The organism is Frateuria edaphi (genome assembly GCF_021117405.1).
GTDB lineage: Bacteria > Pseudomonadota > Gammaproteobacteria > Xanthomonadales > Rhodanobacteraceae > Frateuria_A > Frateuria_A edaphi.
Genome location: NZ_CP088251.1, coordinates 596,158 through 613,286, shown reverse-complemented (window position 1 = coordinate 613,286; position 17,129 = coordinate 596,158). Strand labels below are relative to the sequence as shown.

The following is a 17,129-nucleotide window of genomic DNA, read 5'->3' as shown; positions in this document are numbered from 1 at the left end:
GCCCAACCACCAGTCGCTAGACTTCGTGATGGCGCGCTTCGGCTTCCAGCGCCACGCTGCGCCGGGGCGCGAGTTCCACCAGGTACATCGCCCCGAGCACCAGCGCGCCACCGGCGAGCATGCGCCAGCTCAGCGCGTCCACGCCCAGCGCCACGGCAAAGCCGGCGGCGAACACCGGCTCGGTGGTCATCACGATTGCAGCGCGCGCCGGCGGCAGGTGCGCCTGCGCCCAGGTCTGCATCAGCATCGCGCCGGCGCCGGCGACCAGCGCCATGTACAGCACCGCCAGCCAGGCACGGCCGTCGGGCGGCAATGCCGGGCCCTGCGGCGCGGTGGCCAACAAGCAGATGACCGCGATCGCCACCACCTGCACCGTCGACATGCCGAACGCGTCCTGCTCGCGCGACCAGCGTCCGAGGCCGACGATGTGCAGCCCATAGAGAGCGGCCGAGGCAAGCGTCAGCCACACGCCCGGGTCCACCGACACCCCACGCAGCGACAACAGGGCCAGCCCGCCCGTCGCCAATGCCACCGCCAGCCATACCACGCCCGCGATGCGCTCGCGAAGCAGCAGCCACGCAAGTATCGGCGTGAACACCACATACATGCCGGTGGCGAAGCCGCTGACGCTGGGCGCGATCAGCTTCAGGCCCCACGTCTGCAACAACTGGGCGGCGCCGTAGACGATCCCCAGCAGCAACGCGCGACCGATCTGGCCGTGCGGCAACCGCCACAGCGGACGCGCGAACAGCACCAGCATCGCGATCGCGGCGATGGCGAAGCGCACGGCGAGAAAGTCCACCACGCGCATGCGCCCGACCACGTCCTTGATAAGCACGAAAGTCGAACCCCACACGGCGGTGAGTGCGAGCAGGCCGAGGGTAGCGGCGAAGGTGCGGGGACGGGTCGTCATGTCAGGCAAGCGCTTTTCGTAAGAGGCCGCTTGTGGGCGATGCCTTTGTTGCGCTGAAGGGAAAGTCCATCGCCCATGATTAGGCACCTATCCAGCGCGACGCGAGGCCTTGGCCAGCCGCCAGAGTTGGCCAGGCACCTGCATGGCGAAGTGCGTCCAGATGCCAAGCCACACGGCGCCCGCCACCAGCGGATTGCGCGCAGCCGGGTCGAACTTGCGGAACCAGCGCCACATGCCGCGGTGCTTGTGCCGGCTGACGAACACCGGCCGGTGCCGGCTCGACCCGCCCTTGCCGTGCAGCACGCGCACGTCGCCGGCAAGCAGTACCGTGTAGCCGGCATCGCGGGCGCGCCGGCACAGGTCAAGGTCCTCGCAATGCAGGAAGTAGGTTTCGTCGAAACCGCCCAGCTGCTCGAACACTTTGCGCGGCAGCAGCATGAGCGCGCCGGAAACCGCTTCGGCGGTAACCACGCCCGTCGGGATGTCGCCTTCGATGTTCATCCCGCCACGCGCGCCAAGCAATGTCGCCAACGCCTGGCGCAATAGCGGATCGCGCCGGTACGAGGCCGGGTCCGGCGTGCCGTCGGCAGCGCACACCACCGCGCCGACGATGCCGGCCTGCGGGTACTCGTCCAGGGTGTCGAGCATGCGCGTCAAGGTATCCGGCTCGAGCAGGCAGTCTGGGTTGAGCACCAGCAGGTGTTCGCCCTTCGCCGCGGCGGCCGCGCGGTTCACGGCTGGGCCGAAGCCGAGGTTGGCGTGGTTGTAGATCACCTTCAGGCGCGAATCGTCCGCATACGCGTGTTCGACCGACTGCGGCATGCCGTCGGTCGATCCGTTGTCGATCACGATCAGCTCCAGCGGCACCGCGCTGTCGAGCGCCCGCCGTGCGCAGTCGCGCAACGACGGGCCGCTGTCGGCGCATACCACGATCACGCTGACCGGCAGCATCCGTGCGAGGGGAATGGGAGTAGGCACCCGGCAAGTATGCGGGAGGTGAGGGGGCGGGAGAACTGCCTGCGGGCTTTCCGCAAGCCCCCGCCTCTCACCCCCGGGCCTCTCCCCGGAGCGGAGAAGGAGCCAGTTCGCCGCACGTCCAGCCTTTCGCTCCGGCCTCGGCTCTTCTGGAAAGTGCGCGCAGGAAGCGCGCTGCTCTTGGGATCCCCTATGGCGCGGCGGGCGGGTGGGCGGATCAGCCCGCAGGGTGGCCGGCAGGACGCCGGCCAGTTTTTCGTCGGGGCAGGAGCCCCGTCGAAAAACCCCGCCGCCCGCCCGCGCACCCGAAGGGCGCGCCATCGGGGTGCCCTTCTCTTTGGTTAATTTCTGTTGGGCAAGCAAGAGAAAGTGACTCGGGCGCCGACAGGCGTCCGAAAGCTCTTGCTCTCAAACCTCGAGGCGAGCCCCGGACCCTCACCCCACCCTCTCCCTCGGAGGAAAGAGGGAGCGCAGTCAGCGGCGGCCCAGAACTTCCCGCCAAGCCATTGCGGTCCCGCCCCCGCGAGACAGCCACGGACCGTCGTGCCAGCCGCACAACTCCCAACCACGCAGGCGATAGTTGCGCCCATGGTCACGATCCAGCAACGCGATGCCGCGTGGCGTGCATGCGACGAACCAACGGCCATCCGGGCTGAACGAGGCGCGCGCCTGCACGCGCTCCACCGTCGCATCCTTGAGCACGAAGCGTCCCGCGTCCCAGCGCGCCTCGCCCCCGCGCGGATCCGGACACCTGCCTTCGGTCCATTCGGGCGGCACCAGCTCGACCACCACCGCCCCCGGCCCGATCGGCGCCAGCGCCAGGCTCGGCCAGTCGCGCAGCTCCGGCTGCGCGATCTTCTCGCGGCGCCCCCGATCGAGCCACGCCTCCAGCCCCGCCAGCAGGGTGAAACCGGCCAGCGCTCCCAGCAACGCCATCGCCCACGCAAAGGCATCGCCTCCCAGCGCCCGCTGCAACGCGAACAGCACGCCGGGAAGGCCCCAGCGCAAGGCCAGGCGCAACAGTGGTGCGTGGCCCTCCAGCCGCTCGGCGGCGAACAGCAGCATCGCCGCGATCGCCAGCAGCAGCGGCAGCCCCAGCCACCAGGGCAGCACCGCCAGCGCCAGCAGCCAGGCCGGCGCGTAGAACCAGCGGACGCTCATGCGCGCCCTCCCCGGCTATCCCGGATCAGCCGCACCACACCCGCGCGTTGCGGAACATGCGCATCCACGGGGAGTCCTCGCCCCAGCTGTCCGGATGCCAGCTCATCTGCACGCTGCGGAACACGCGTTCCGGATGCGGCATCAGGATGGTCACGCGTCCGTCGGCGGCGGTGAAGCCAGCCAGGCCACCGGGCGAGCCGTTCGGGTTGAGCGGGTAGTTCTCGGTCGGCTTGCCGCGGTTGTCGACGAAGCGCACCGCCGCCTGCGCCTTGGACGGGCTGCAGGCGTAGGGGAAGCTGACCCGGCCTTCGCCGTGCGCCACCGCGACCGGGATGCGCGAGCCGGCCATGCCCTTGAAGAACAGGCTGGGCGAATCGAGCACTTCCAGCGTGGCCAGGCGAGCCTCGTACTGCTCGGAAGCGTTGCGCACGAACTTCGGCCAGTGCTTGGCGCCGGGAATGATGTCCTTCAGCTGCGACAGCATCTGGCAGCCGTTGCAGGCGCCCAGCGCGAACTTCGAGGGATCGTTGAAGAACGCCTCGAACTGCGCGCGCATCGCCTCGTTGTAGAGGATCGAGGTGGCCCAGCCACGGCCGGCGCCGAGCACGTCGCCGTAGGAGAAACCGCCGCACGCGGCGAAGCCGCGGAAGTCGGCGAGCTTGTGCCGGCCGGCGGCGAGGTCGGACATGTGCACGTCCACCGCGTCGAAGCCGGCGCGGGTGAACGCCGCGGCCATCTCGACCTGCCCGTTGACGCCCTGCTCGCGCAGGATCGCCACGCGAGGACGCGCGCCCTTGGCGATGTACGGCCCGGCGATGTCGTCGGCGGGGTTGAAGACGAGCTTGGGGCTCACGCCCGGATCGGCGTCGTCCAGCCGCCATTCGCACTCGGCATCGGCGCTGGCCGGGTTGTCGCGCAGCCGCTGCATCGCGTGGCTGGTGTGGTTCCAGGCGCCGAGCAACTGCGTCCAGTTCCACTTGAACACCGCGTCATCGCCCAGGTACAGCTTGATGCCGAGTTTTTCCTTCGGCCGGCCGATGCGGTGGCTCATGCCGGCCAGGCCATGCTTGACCAGCAGCGCCTCGAACGCCTCGCGATTGGCGCTGGCCACCTGCAGCACGGCGCCGAGCTCCTCGTTGAAGAGCGCGCGCAAGGTCGCCTCGGCCCAGCCGTCCAGATGGATCTGCAGGCCGCAGTGGCCGGCGAACGCCATCTCCAGCAGGGTCACGAGGACGCCGCCGTCGGAGCGGTCGTGGTAAGCCAGGACCAGGCCGGCGCGGTTGGCTTCCTGCACCAGTTCGAACAGCGCGCGCAGGCGCTTGGGATCGTCCAGGTCCGGCGGCACGCCGCCGGCGCGATTGAACACCTGGGTCAGCGCGGAACCGCCGAGGCGGTCGCGACCGGCGCCGAGGTCGATCAGCCACAGCTCCGAATCGCCGCGGTCGAGCTTGATCTGCGGCGTGAGCGTGCGGCGCACGTCGTCGACGCGGGCGAAGCCGGTGATGACCAGCGAAACCGGCGCGACCGTGCGCTGCGGCTGTTCGCCGTCCTGCCACACGGTCTGCATGGAGAGCGAGTCCTTGCCGACCGGGATGGCGATGTCGAGCGCGGGGCACAGCTCCATGCCGACCGCCTTGACCGCGTCGAACAGCGCAGCGTCCTCACCCGGATGGTTGACCGCGGCCATCCAGTTGGCGGACAGGCGGATCTCGCCCAGCGAGCCGATCGGCGCGGCGGCCAGGTTGGTGATCGCCTCGCCCACTGCCAGCCGCGCGGCATCGGCGCTGTTGAGCAGCGCCACCGGCGCGCGCTCGGCCATCGCCATCGCCTCGCCCTGGTAGCCATCGAAGTCGGTGAGGGTGACGGCGCAATCGGCCACCGGGACCTGCCACGGGCCGACCATCGGATCGCGATGGTTCAGGCCGCCCACGGTGCGGTCGCCGATGGTGATCAGGAAGTTCTTGCTGCCGACGGTCGGCAGATGCAGCACGCGCTGGACCGCCTCGTCCATGCCGATGCCGGACAGGTCCGGCAGCAGGTCCACGCGCGGCTTGATGCGCTGCGCGTCGCGGTGCATGCGTGGCGCCTTGCCGAACAGCACGTCCATCGGCAGGTCGATCACGGTGAGGTTGCGACGCGGGTCGGTCACGCGCAGCGTGCGCTCGGCGGTGGCGGAGCCGACCACCGCGTAGGGGCAGCGTTCGCGCTTGCAATAGGCCTCGAACTCGGCGAGGTCCTCGTGCGCGATGCCAAGCACGTAGCGCTCCTGCGACTCGTTGCTCCACACCTGCATGGGCGAGAGCGACGGGTCGTCGCAGGGCACTTTGGACAGGTCGATCTCGCCACCCACGCCGGCGTCGTTGAGCAATTCGGGAATCGCGTTGGACAGGCCGCCGGCGCCGACGTCGTGGATGCTGACGATCGGGTTCTTCTCGCCACGCATCCAGCAGCTGTCGATCACCTGCTGGCAGCGGCGCTCCATTTCGGCGTTGTCGCGCTGGACCGAGGCGAAGTCCAGTTCCGCGCTGGAGGCGCCGGAGGCGACCGACGAGGCCGCGCCGCCGCCCAAGCCGATCAGCATCGCCGGGCCGCCCAGCACGATCACCGCGTGGCCCGGCTGGATGTCGCGCTTCTGCACGTGGTCGTGGCGGATGTTGGCCAGGCCGCCGGCGATCATGATCGGCTTGTCGTAGCCGCGGCGCACGCCGGCTTCGCCGGTTTCGTGCTCGTAGGTGCGGAAATAGCCGCCCAGGCAGGGACGGCCGAATTCGTTGTTGAAGGCGGCGGCGCCGAGCGGGCCGTCGCGCATGATCTCGAAGGCGCTCGCCATGCGTGGTGGCAACGGGCGATTCACTTCCCACGGCTGCGGCGCCCCCGGGATGCGCAGGTCGGACACCGAGAAGCCGGTCAGGCCGGCCTTCGGCTTGGCGCCGCGGCCGGTGGCGCCCTCGTCGCGGATCTCGCCGCCGGCGCCGGTGGCCGCGCCAGGCCAGGGCGCGATTGCGGTCGGGTGGTTGTGCGTCTCGACCTTGATCGCATAATCGACCTGCTCGTCGTGCTTGCGCCAGTTGCCTTCGCCGTCGGTAAAGAAGCGGTGGGCCGTGTGGCCCTCGATCACTGCCGCGTTGTCCTTGTACGCCGAGAGCGTGTGCGCGGGCGAGCACTGGTGGGTGTGCTTGATCATGGCGAACAGGCTCTTGTCCTGCACCTCGCCGTCGAGCGTCCAGCTCGCGTTGAACACCTTGTGGCGGCAGTGCTCGGAGTTGGCCTGCGCGAACATGAAGAGTTCGGCATCGGTCGGGTCGCGGCCGAGTTCGGCATAACGCGCCGCCAGGTATTCGATCTCGTCGTCGGCCAGCGCCAGTCCCAGGCGCGCGTTGGCGGCGGCAAGCGCCTCGCCCGGATTGCCGCCCAGCTCGATGTGCACCAGGTCGCCCGGCGTGCCGGCCAGGAACAGACCCTGCGCCTCGGCCAGGTCGGTGAGCACCGATTCGGTCATCGGGTCGTGCAGCACGGCCAGTACCGCCGCGTGATCAGGCGTGCCGGCAGCGGGCAGGCCAGCCACCTGCCAGGCCACGCCGCGCTCGACGCGGCGTGCGCCGAAGCCGGCCCCGTGCAGGATGTCGGTGGCCTTGCTCGACCACGGCGAGATGGTGCCCAGCCGCGGCACCGTCCAGAGGGTGGCGGACTCTGGCGTGGCCTCCTTCGCTTCCAGCACTTCGAGCAGGCGCCTGCGCTCGGCGCCCTCGGGAACGTGATCGGCATCGAGCACGTAGACGAACCAGCAAGCTTGTACGCGCGCACCGCGGTGCACCGCATCGAGGCGGGCGTTCAGGCGATCCAGGCGAAACGGCGAAAGGGCGCTCTGCCCGTCGAAAGCGATCATGCGGGGGATTCGGCGCTGAAAGGGAAGCTCCCTATTCTACCCGATGCGGCCAGGTGGCCCATCCACGCCCCCGATCCAAGCGGGCCGATCCTTGAATTCAAGGGGCGCGCTTTTGGGCGCGGCCGCCATCCGGGCCGCGCCCACAGGCGCCCTTACGGGGATCAGCCGCCTTTTTCGAGCATCTTCAAAAGCTTGTCCGGCGTGACGTAGCCGCCCAGGACCATGCCGTCGGGCCCCAGCACCATCGGCGTACCGGTCACGCCCAGCTTGACGCCGAGGTCGAACTCTTCCTTGACGGGGTTGGCGCAGTCGGCGGACTTGGGCGCCTTGCCCTGCTTGGCCGCGGTGAACGCCGCCTTGCGGTCGGCGGCGCACCAGACCGAGACCATTTCCTTGTAGGTATCGGTGGGAACGCCGGCGGTATCGGTCACGCCCTCGCGCGGCCAGGCCAGGTATTCGACCGCGATCCCCTCGTCGTTGAACTGCTTGATGTGCGAATGGAACATGCGGCAATAGCCGCAGTTGACGTCGGAGAACACGGTCACCGTGTACTTCGGGTTCGGCGGCGCGAACACGATGCGCTGGGACGCCGGCACCTTGGCCAGCTCGGCCTTGCGGAAGCCGGCCCAGGCGCGCTCGCTCAGGTTTTGCTTGGCGCCGAGGTCGACCACGTCGCCGTTGAGCATGTACTTGCCGTCGGTGCTGACGTAGACCAGCTGCCCCGAGGCGATCACCTGGTAGAAGCCTGGCAGCGGCGAGAGGGTGATCTGGTCCACCTTCACGCCGGGGGCGAGCTTCGTCAGGGCGGCGCGCACCGCCTGCTCGGCGGCCGGATCGGTCGCGCCGGCGGGGACCGCGGCGTCCTGGCGGTCGGCGGCGCAGGCGGCGAGCGCGAAGGCGCTGGCGAGCAGCGCGGCGGAAAGCTTCTTGAACATCGGGAAACCTCGTGGCCGCGTGGGGGAAAGCGGCGATCAGGTCGATTCTGGCACAGCGGCACAAACGGGGGCTGACGCGTGCGGGAACGCTGCAGGGTGGGCTTCCAGCCACCATCCCCGCCGGTGGGCCGAACCCGCATTACGCCGGCTTGCCTCAGCCGCGGGGATGGTGTTGCGCGTGCAGGCGCTTCAGGCCCTCCTTCGCCACCAGCGTGTAGATCTGCGTAGTGCTGAGCGAGGCGTGGCCCAACAGCAGCTGCAGCGCGCGCAGGTCGGCGCCGTGGTTCAACAGGTGGGTGGCGAAGGAGTGGCGCAGCACGTGCGGGGAAATGCGCTTGCCTTCGATGCCGACCGCCAGCGCGTGGCGCTTGACCAGTGTCCAGAACATCTGCCGCGTCATGCCTTCGCCGCGCTGGCTCAGGAACAGCGCCGCCGGCTGCCGCCCCTTGGCAAGCTGCGGCCGCGCGTCGGCGAGGTAGGCCTCGATGCGCTCCAGCGCCACCTCGCCGACCGGCACGAGGCGATCCTTGCCGCCCTTGCCGGTGACGCGCAGCACGCCCTGGCGGGTGTTGAGCGCGGCCAGCGGCAGCTCCACCAGTTCCGATACGCGCAAGCCGGAGGCGTACATCAGTTCCAGCATGGCGCGGTCGCGCAGCCCTAGCGTCGATGCCAGGTCCGGCGCGGCCAGCAGCGCCTCGATCTCGCGCTCGGCCAGCGCCTTGGGCAGGCTGCGCGGCATGCGCGGGCGTTCGATCAGCAGGGTCGGGTCCTCGAAGCCCGGCGTGTCGCGCGCGAGCTGGCCGTAGTACCGCCGGAACGCCGACTGGCGTCGCGCCATCGAGCGCACTGCCGCGCGCTGGCTGCCATGGAAGGCCGACAGGTCCTCGCGCCGCGCCGTCTGCAGGCTGCGCCCGCGCGAGGCGAGCCAGCGTGCCAGCGCCTCAAGGTCCTGCCGGTACGCTTCGAGGGTGCGATCGGCCAGGCCGTCCTCCGACCAGACCCGTTCGAGGAACGCGCCGATGCTGCGCTGGTCGGCTTCGGCGATACTTGCTCTCTTTTCCTGCATGCGCAGATGCTCGCCGCGAGTCGCGGCGGGCGCAAGCGAAACGCCGATGAATCGACTGCACGACACCGCCTCCCTCGCCTGCCCGCTATGGCGCCGCCTGACCGCGCTGGTCTACGACCTGCTCGCGGTGGTGGCGATCGTGATGGTGGTCGGCCTGCTGTGCCAGCTGGCTACCGGCGGACAGGTGGTGGCCGCTGGCGCGCATGCCACGATCGCCTGGTGGTACCAGCCGCTGCAGGGCCTGGTGGTGGCCGCATACTTCGTGATCTCGTGGTTGCGCGGCGGCCAGACGCTCGGCATGCGCCCCTGGCGCATCCGGGTGGTCGGTGCCGATGGCGGCAAGGTGCTGCCGGGCCAGGCGTTGCGGCGGGTCATCGTGGCCGCGTTGCCGCTGCTGTTGCTCGGGCTGGCGCCATGGCTCGGACTTCGTATTGCGGTGTGGGCAGTATTGGTCGGCTGGGCGTTGTGGTTTGCAACGGCGCTGGTCGATCGCCGGCGGCGTGCTGTCCACGACCTGGCGGCCGGCACTGAAGTACGTCGGTTCTGATCGCGCCCTGGTACGAGAAGTGGTTCGGCGCTTCACACCCGCGGCGGCGGCGCTTGCTGTAAAAGGACGCATGGCCGCCTCCGCACCCGTCCGCACCGATGCCGAACTGCTCCGCGTCAATCGCGGCTTCTACGAAGCGCTGTGGGCGCGGGCGCGATTGATCGATCCCGAGCGCTTCAACACCTGGCCGCTCGTGAGCCGGTTGGCCCCGGCAGCGGCGCGCCGGCTGGAAGTCGCGCCCGGGCTGCGTCCGCGCCTCCCGCTGGACGGCACCTGTTTTGTCGACCTGAGCCACGCGGCCCTGCGCCAGTTGCGGGCACGTGGCGCCAACGCCATGCACGGCATGATCGGCGCCCTGCCCTGCGCCGATGCGCAGTTCGACCTGGTGTGCGCGTTCGACATCCTCGAACACGTCGCCGACGACGAGGGCGCGTTGCGCGAACTCGCGCGCGTGGCGGCGCCGGGCGCGACGCTTCTGTTGTCGGTGCCGTTGCACGCCGATGCCTGGACGGCGTTCGACGAGTTCGTGGGCCATTGCCGCAGGTATGAGCCGGAGGCGATCGAGGCCAAGCTGGCCGCGCACGGATTCGCGCTGGAACGCAGCGCGATCTACGGCATGCAGCCCAAATCCTCGCGGCTGCTGGACCTGGGACAGTGGTTCCTCACTCATCGTCGCGAGCGCGCGATGTGGTGGTACAACCACGTGTTCATGCCGCTGGGACTGAAGTTCCAGAAGCCGTTGCAATGGCGCGACGGGTTGTCCGGGGTGGAAGGGGTCGACGAGGTCTTGCTGGTCTGCCGGCGCGTGGCTGGCTGAGGCGCGCGTCCCGAGTGCGCCCTTTGCGCGACGCCCAAAGCGCACAGGTTGGTTCACCCGCAGCGCAAGCACAGCGCCAACGTCGAGGGGCCGCCTTGCCGCACCGCAACATCTGCCACGCAAAGCCACTAGAATGGCGCTTTGCCCTACGTAGCCGGTTGCCCATGCTCTACCAACTCCACGAATGGCAGCGCGCCTTCATGGGCCCGATGAGCTACTTCGCGCAGGCGAGCGCGAAGATGTTCAGCGAGCCGGGCAGCCTGCTCGCGCAGTGGCCTGGCGCGGCGCGCTGGGCGGCCGGTTGCGAATTGATGTACCGCCTGGGCAAGGACTACGAGAAGCCCGCCTTCGGCATCCACGAGATCCAGGCCGGCGGGCACACCGTCGCAGTGGTGGAACAGGCCGCGCTCGAGCTGCCGTTCTGCCAGCTCAAGCGCTTCAAGCGCTACAGCGACGATCCGACGGTGATCGAGGCGATGCGCCGCCAGCCGGTCGTGCTGGTGGTGGCGCCGCTCTCGGGCCACCACGCCACGCTGCTGCGCGACACCGTCCGCACGCTGCTGCGCGACCACAAGGTCTACGTCACCGACTGGGTCGATGCGCGCATGGTTCCGGCCGAGGCGGGCATGTTCCGGCTGGACGACTACGTCGCCTACGTCGAGCGCTTCATCCGCCACATCGGCGCGAGCGAACTCCATGTCGTTTCGGTATGCCAACCGACCGTGCCGGTGCTGGCGGCGGTGTCGCTGATGGCCGCGCGCGGCGAGGAAACCCCGCGCAGCCTGGTGATGATGGGCGGCCCGATCGACCCCCGCCGCAGCCCCACCAGCGTCAACGATCTGGCCACGACGCAGCCGCTGTCCTGGTTCGAAGCCAACCTGATCCATACGGTGCCGGCGAACTATCCCGGACGCGGTCGCAAGGTCTACCCCGGCTTCCTGCAGCATGCCGGCTTCGTCGCGATGAACCCGGGCCGGCACCTGTCCTCGCACTGGGATTTCTACCTCGACCTGCTGCGCGGCGACCTGGATGACGCCGAGGCGCACCGGCGCTTCTACGACGAGTACAACGCCGTGCTGGACATGCCGGCCGGCTATTACCTGGACACCATCAGCACGGTATTCCAGCAATGCCTGCTGCCGCGCGGGCTGTGGGATGTGGCGGGCGAGCGCGTGAACCCCTCCGCGATCACGCGCAGTGCGCTGCTCACCGTCGAAGGCGAACTGGACGACATCTCGGGCCTGGGCCAGACCGAGGCGGCCCACGCGCTATGCACGGGGATCCCGGCGAAGCGGCATGCGCATCGCGTCATCGAGGGTGCGGGCCACTACGGCATTTTCAGCGGCCGACGCTGGCGCGAAACGGTCTATCCGCAGGTGCGCGACTTCATCGCCCAGCACGCCGCGGCACCGGCGCGGCGCACGCCTCAGCGCAAGGGGTGAGCCGCGACGCCCTGTCGCGTCATCCTTACCGGCAGGATGTGGCCACGGGCGTCGAACTCCAGCCGGTCGATGCAGACCACGCGGTGGTTGGCCGCCGTCTCGCCCCTGGGTCGCCGGTGATAGACGATGTACCAGCGGCCATCGGGCGTGTGGATGAGCGAATGATGCCCGGCGCCGGTGGCGATCGACGGATCCTGCTCGAGGATCTTGCCGATGCGCCGGAACGGACCCAGCGGCGTGTCGCCGATCGCATAGGCCACCGAGTAGTCCGGCCCGGTCCATCCGCCCTCGGACCACATCAGGTAATAGCGACCATCGCGCTTGAACATCATCGGCCCTTCGACGTAGTGCTCGGGCGTGATCTCCTTGAAAATCCTGCCGTCGCCGAAGGGCAGGAACCCGGTGAAGTCGCTCTTCAGCCGAGCGATGTTGGCGTGCTTCCAGCCGCCGTAGATCAGGTAGTACTGCCCGTCGTCGTCGCGAAATACCGATTGGTCGATAGGCTGTGCGCCGTTGTGGAACGCGCCTACCAGGGGTTTCCCGAGCAGGTCGTGGAACGGGCCGTCCGGGCGGTCGGCCACGGCCACCCCGATGCCGCCTGCCTCCCGGTCGCTCTGGATGTCGTTGGCGGCGAAGAACAGGTAATAACGCCCGTCCTTCGCGACCACGGCCGGCGCCCACATGGCGCGCCTGGCCCAGCTGATCGCATGCACGTCCAGCACGCGGGGGTGGCGTGTCCACTCGACCAGGTCCGGCGAGGAAAAGGCGTCGAAGAAGAGCTGGCGATCGTAGGCGTCGGACCAGGTCGGGTAGATCCAGTAGGTGTCGCCAAAGATCGCCGCCTCCGGGTCGGCGTACCAGCCCGGTATGACCGGATTGCCCGCATGCCTTGCGTTGCTGCTGTCCCCACACCACGCCGCCGGCGCGGCCAGCGCGAGTGCCAGCGCGACTGTTCGCAGCAGCGGCGCGCTCCAGGGGCGTAGGGCGTCCGCCATGGCACTCAAGCCGCCTGGCCCCGGGCGAAGAACGTGGCGAATGCCTCGACTGTGCGGGCGATGCCGGCATCGTCCACGTCAAGGTGCGTGACCAGCCGCAGCGTCGGCAGGTAGCCGATGCTGATGCGGATGCCGGCTTCGCGCAGGTGTGCATCCAGCGCACGCAGGCGTTCGGCCGGCACTTCGACGAACACCATGTTGGTGTGCTGGCCCAGCAGGCGCAGGCCGGGCACGGCTTCAAGCCGTCGCGCCAGTAGGGCCGCGCGCTCGTGGTCGTCGGCCAGCCGCGCGACGTGGTGATCCAGCGCATGCATGCCGGCCGCCGCCAGCATGCCGGCCTGGCGCCAGCCGCCGCCGGTGACCTTGCGCCAGCGCCGTGCCTTGTCGATCAGTGCAGCCGAGCCGACCAGCACCGAACCGACCGGCGCGCCCAGGCCCTTGGAAAGGCACACCGACACACTGTCGAAATGCCCGGCGATCTGGCGCGCCGCCACGCCGGTAGCCACCGCGGCGTTGTACAAACGCGCGCCGTCCAGGTGGAAGGCCAGGCCGCGCTCGCGGGCGAAGTCATGCGCGGCGCGCAGGTAATCCATCGGCAGCACGCGGCCGTGCCAGGTGTTTTCCAGCGCGAGCAGGCGCGTGCGCGCGAAATGGGGATCGACCGGCTTGATCGCCGCGGCCACGCGATCGAGCGGCAGCGTGCCGTCCGCGTCCTGCACGATCGGTTGCGGCTGGATGGAGCCGAGCACCGCCGCGCCGCCGCCTTCGAACTTGTAGGTGTGCGCGTCCATGCCGACCAGGTACTCGTCGCCGCGCTCGCAATGCGACATCAGCGCCAGCAGGTTCGACTGCGTGCCGCTGGGCACGAACAGCGCGGCCTCGAAGCCGAGCTCGTCGGCGAGGCGTTGCTGCAGCTGGTTGACGGTGGGATCCTCGCCGTAGACGTCGTCGCCGACCGGCGCGTCCAGCATCGCCGCGCGCATGGCTGGCGTGGGCGTGGTCACCGTATCGCTGCGCAGGTCGACCCAGTCCACGTTGCACCTCATTGTTGCGGCAAAGAGGGGCAGCTTCGCGCGCGGCCTTGCGCGAGGCAAGCGGGCACAAAAAACCCGCGACGGGCGCGGGTTGGATGGTGGGTCGTCCGGGACTCGAACCCGGGACCAATAGATTAAAAGTCTACTGCTCTACCAACTGAGCTAACGACCCATCAAGCGAACGGACGATTTTAGGGTTTGCGTGCGGCCCGCACAAGCAAAGCGCCAGTCGCGTAGGCTCCCGCAGGTAGGCGCTTCGGCCCACCACCGGCGCCGGAGGAAGAGCCGGCGGGCTGAACCCCACTCTAGGGGATCAGGCATAGCGGGTGGGATCGGCGAGGCCGGCGGTGCGGAAGCCCTCGGCGCGCAGATGGCAGGCGTCGCAATGCCCGCAGGCGCGCCCCTGGGTGTCGGCCCGGTAGCAGCTGACCGTCTGGGCGAAGTCGACATCCAGGCGCTGGCCTTCGCGCGCGATGTCCGCCTTGCTCATGCGCATCAGCGGCGCGTGGATGCGCAACCCCGCGCCTTCGACGCCGGCCTTGGTGGCGACGTTGGCCAACTGCTCGAAAGCATCGATGAAGGCGGGGCGGCAGTCCGGATAGCCGGAGTAGTCGACCGCGTTGACGCCGCAGAAGATGTCGTTGGCGCCGAGCACTTCGGCCCAGCCCAGTGCGATCGACAGCATGATCGTGTTGCGCGCCGGGACGTAGGTGACCGGAATGCCTTCGCCACCCTGCTCGGGCACGTCGATATCGGCAGTGAGCGCGGAACCGCCGATGCTGCGCAGGTCGACCTGCACGGTCTTGTGCGCGAGCGCGCCCATAGCGCGTGCGACCCGTTCGGCCGCCTCCAGCTCGGAGCTGTGGCGCTGGCCGTAGGCGACGCTCAGCGCATGGACCGCGAAGCCCTGTTCGCGTGCGATGGCCAAGGTGACCGCCGAGTCCATGCCGCCGGAGACGAGCACGACGGCCTTGCGGAGAGTGGTTTCAGACATGGGATGGATCCTTGCGTACGGCCGGTCACCGGCCGGATGGCGCTCGCGGCGCCACAGGCCACGGCGCGTCTTTACTCTTCCCCAGCAGCAAGTCGGGGAAGAAGCTTCAATGCCCGGCCGCGTCGTTCCAGAGCAGCTTGTGCAACTGCAACTGGAAGCGCACCGGTAGGCGATCCTCGATGATCCACTCGGCGAGCTCGCGCGGCTGCACCGCGCCATGCACGGGCGAGAACAGCACCATGCAATGCCGGTCGAGCGCATGCTCTGCCACAACGGTGCGCGCCCATTCGTAGTCGAGGCGGCTGGCGATGACGATCTTGACCTGGTCGTGCGGCAGCAAGTGGTCGAGGTTGCTCCACAGGTTGCGCGCGCTCTCGCCCGAGTCGGGCGCCTTGAGGTCCATGACCTTGCGCACGCGCGGATCGACGGACGACACATCGAGCGCGCCGGAAGTCTCCAGCGAAACGTCGTAGCCGGCATCGCAAAGGCGGCGCAACAGGATCAGGCAGCGCTTCTGCGCCAGCGGCTCGCCGCCGGTGACGCAGACGTGGCGTGCACCGTGACGGGCAACCTCGGCGAGGATGTCGTCGATCGCGTGCCACTGCCCGCCGTGGAAGGAATATTCGGTGTCGCACCACACGCAACGCAGCGGGCAACCGGTGAGGCGAACGAACACGGTGCGCCAGCCGATCGCGTCGGCCTCGCCCTGGATCGAATGGAATATCTCGGTGATGCGCAGGCGTTCGGCCGGCACCGGCGCGACGGGCGCCTCGCCCGCGTCACTGCCCATCACACGAACCTCAGCGGATCGCCGATTGCAGCTGCAGTCGGCGCAGGCGTTCCTGCGCCAAGCTGGCGGCGCGGGAGTTGGGGTACTTGCTGGTGACCTGCTGCAGCGTGGCCTTGCCGGCGTCGGCCTGCTTGAGCTCGAGCTGGCTGTAGCCGACCTTGAGCAGCGCGTCGGGCGCCTTCTCGCTCTGCGGGAACTGGCTCAGCAGCCGCTGGAAGGCTTCCAGCGCCACCGGATAGTTCATGGTCACGTAGTAGGACTCGCCCAGCCAATACCAGGCATTGGGCGTCAGCGAGTTGTCCGGATACTGCTGGATGAAGCTGCGGAAGCCGCGCGAGGCCTGCGCGTAGTCGCCGCCACGCAGCGCCTGGAAGGCGGTGTCGTAGGCAGCCTGCGCGTTGGCGTCGGGTGCGGCGGCAGGCGCGCTGCTGCCGTCGGCCGGCGCGACCGCGGGCGCCTGTGCCGGGTTGGCCGGGGTCGCCGCAGCGGCGGCCGAAGCGGTGGATGCCGGGGTGTTGCCCGCGGCCGTGGAATTCGTGCCGGCGCCGTTGCCCTCGAGGCGGCCCAGCCGCGAATCGAGGTCGATGTATTGCGCCTTGTTCTTCTCTTCGAGCTGCTGCACGGTGTGCTGCAGTTCCTCGACCAGGCCCTGCAACTGCTGCACTTGCGACTGCAGCTGCTGCACCTGGTTGACCAGGCTGGTACCGCCCTGGTTCTGGGCCTGCGCCTGTTGCTCCAGCCGCGAGACGCGGTCGGCGAGGCTCAAGCGGGAGTCCTGTGCCAGGGCCGGAACGGCAATGAGCATGGCGGACGCAAACGCGCCCGCCATGCCGAGCCTGGCCGAAAAACGCTTAGCCAGTGCGCTCTTCATTACTTCGCCGTGTAGACGATCTCGACGCGACGGTTCTTGCTCCAGCAGTCCTCGTTGTGCTCACGGCACACCGGCTTTTCCTTGCCGTAGGAGATCACTTCGACCTGACTGGCCGAGCCACCGTTGGCCTGCAGGGCGTCGGACACGGCATTGCCGCGGCGCTCGCCCAGGCCCAGGTTGTACTCGCGGGTGCCGCGCTCGTCGGTATTGCCTTCCAGGCGGATGTGCGACTCCGGGCGGTCCTGCATGTACTTGGCGTGGCACGCCATGATCTGCTGGAACTCCGGCTTGATCTCGGTCTTGTCGAAATCGAAGTACACGACGCGCTGGCGCAGGCAGGCGTCGGTGTCGAGGTCGGCCGGGGTGTACTTGTTGCTCTCCGGCGCCGGCTGGGTGGCGGGCGGCTGCTCCGGCTGGGGCTGCGGCTTGACTTCCTGCTTCTTCGAGCAAGCGGCTGCGCCGATGCAGAGCAGGGCGACCAGGGCGACGCGTGCGGTCTTATTCATGGGTGACGTTCCTTCAAAACGGGTTTGAGTTCCGACAGTCAATGACGATTGCGGTGTTGGGACAGTGATCGCCGGTGGTCCGGCTTGTTGTGTGACGCTTGGTGTTACCGCGGGCCAGTCGCTCCTCGCGCCCGGCAACCGTTGGCTGGACGCCTTTGGCTGCGCCCCGCCATAAGCGAAATGGCGCCAAGGCGCCG

At 69.1% G+C, this 17,129-nt stretch carries 15 protein-coding genes and 1 tRNA gene; 3 read left to right on the top strand and 13 right to left on the bottom strand.

All coding sequences use genetic code 11. The features are described from left to right. Window positions 1-16 precede the first annotated feature (16 nt). The 6 genes from LQ772_RS02715 to xerD form a co-directional block, all read right to left on the bottom strand. On the bottom strand, window positions 17-913 hold the full coding sequence (locus LQ772_RS02715; protein ID WP_231323771.1) for a DMT family transporter: 897 nt from the start codon (window positions 911-913) through the stop codon (window positions 17-19). 87 nt (window positions 914-1,000) lie between these two features. After that, window positions 1,001-1,864: a glycosyltransferase family 2 protein gene (locus tag LQ772_RS02710; protein ID WP_231325865.1), complete on the bottom strand. Its 864-nt coding sequence runs from the start codon at window positions 1,862-1,864 to the stop codon at window positions 1,001-1,003. Window positions 1,865-2,362: 498 nt separating this feature from the next. Continuing rightward, entirely contained in the window at window positions 2,363-3,049 is a 687-nt protein-coding gene (locus LQ772_RS02705; protein WP_231323769.1) for a hypothetical protein, read from the bottom strand. A gap of 25 nt (window positions 3,050-3,074) precedes the next feature. Further along, complete coding sequence (gene purL / locus LQ772_RS02700; RefSeq protein WP_231323768.1) at window positions 3,075-6,935, bottom strand: phosphoribosylformylglycinamidine synthase; 3,861 nt, start codon at window positions 6,933-6,935, stop codon at window positions 3,075-3,077. A gap of 161 nt (window positions 6,936-7,096) precedes the next feature. Beyond that, window positions 7,097-7,870 carry a disulfide isomerase DsbC N-terminal domain-containing protein gene (locus LQ772_RS02695; protein ID WP_231323766.1) on the bottom strand — a complete coding sequence of 258 codons (774 nt, stop codon included), beginning with the start codon at window positions 7,868-7,870 and terminating at the stop codon, window positions 7,097-7,099. Between the two features lie 154 nt (window positions 7,871-8,024). Beyond that, window positions 8,025-8,936, bottom strand: a complete 912-nt coding sequence (gene xerD / locus LQ772_RS02690; protein ID WP_231323764.1) for a site-specific tyrosine recombinase XerD — start codon at window positions 8,934-8,936, stop codon at window positions 8,025-8,027. A 46-nt stretch (window positions 8,937-8,982) separates the two neighbouring features. Here xerD and LQ772_RS02685 point away from each other — a divergent pair, with 46 nt between their 5' ends. The 3 genes from LQ772_RS02685 to LQ772_RS02675 all read left to right on the top strand — a co-directional run bounded on the left by LQ772_RS02685 (window position 8,983) and on the right by LQ772_RS02675 (window position 11,742). Further along, window positions 8,983-9,483 (top strand): RDD family protein, encoded by a 501-nt coding sequence (locus LQ772_RS02685; protein WP_231323762.1) that lies wholly within the window; start codon window positions 8,983-8,985, stop codon window positions 9,481-9,483. Window positions 9,484-9,553: 70 nt separating this feature from the next. Next, a complete protein-coding gene (locus LQ772_RS02680; RefSeq protein ID WP_231323760.1) occupies window positions 9,554-10,300 on the top strand; it encodes a class I SAM-dependent methyltransferase in 747 nt (248 codons plus the stop codon). Window positions 10,301-10,464: 164 nt separating this feature from the next. After that, window positions 10,465-11,742 carry a polyhydroxyalkanoate depolymerase gene (locus tag LQ772_RS02675; RefSeq protein ID WP_231323758.1) on the top strand — a complete coding sequence of 426 codons (1,278 nt, stop codon included), beginning with the start codon at window positions 10,465-10,467 and terminating at the stop codon, window positions 11,740-11,742. Here the strand turns inward: LQ772_RS02675 and LQ772_RS02670 are convergent. The 7 genes from LQ772_RS02670 to pal all read right to left on the bottom strand — a co-directional run bounded on the left by LQ772_RS02670 (window position 11,727) and on the right by pal (window position 16,932). Further along, window positions 11,727-12,737, bottom strand: coding sequence for a glycoside hydrolase family 43 protein (locus LQ772_RS02670; RefSeq protein ID WP_231323757.1), 1,011 nt, complete (start codon window positions 12,735-12,737; stop codon window positions 11,727-11,729). The genes LQ772_RS02675 and LQ772_RS02670 overlap by 16 nt on opposite strands. A 5-nt stretch (window positions 12,738-12,742) precedes the next feature. Beyond that, window positions 12,743-13,771 carry a low-specificity L-threonine aldolase gene (gene ltaE / locus LQ772_RS02665; protein WP_231323754.1) on the bottom strand — a complete coding sequence of 343 codons (1,029 nt, stop codon included), beginning with the start codon at window positions 13,769-13,771 and terminating at the stop codon, window positions 12,743-12,745. 96 nt (window positions 13,772-13,867) lie between these two features. After that, a tRNA-Lys gene (locus LQ772_RS02660) sits at window positions 13,868-13,943 on the bottom strand. Window positions 13,944-14,084: 141 nt separating this feature from the next. Further along, complete coding sequence (gene queC, locus LQ772_RS02655; protein WP_231323752.1) at window positions 14,085-14,765, bottom strand: 7-cyano-7-deazaguanine synthase QueC; 681 nt, start codon at window positions 14,763-14,765, stop codon at window positions 14,085-14,087. A gap of 106 nt (window positions 14,766-14,871) precedes the next feature. After that, entirely contained in the window at window positions 14,872-15,555 is a 684-nt protein-coding gene (gene queE, locus LQ772_RS02650; RefSeq protein ID WP_231323750.1) for a 7-carboxy-7-deazaguanine synthase QueE, read from the bottom strand. Between the two features lie 10 nt (window positions 15,556-15,565). After that, entirely contained in the window at window positions 15,566-16,321 is a 756-nt protein-coding gene (gene ybgF, locus LQ772_RS02645) for a tol-pal system protein YbgF (protein WP_486606322.1), read from the bottom strand. A 104-nt stretch (window positions 16,322-16,425) separates the two neighbouring features. Further along, window positions 16,426-16,932 carry a peptidoglycan-associated lipoprotein Pal gene (pal, locus tag LQ772_RS02640; protein WP_231323746.1) on the bottom strand — a complete coding sequence of 169 codons (507 nt, stop codon included), beginning with the start codon at window positions 16,930-16,932 and terminating at the stop codon, window positions 16,426-16,428. Window positions 16,933-17,129: the final 197 nt, after the last annotated feature.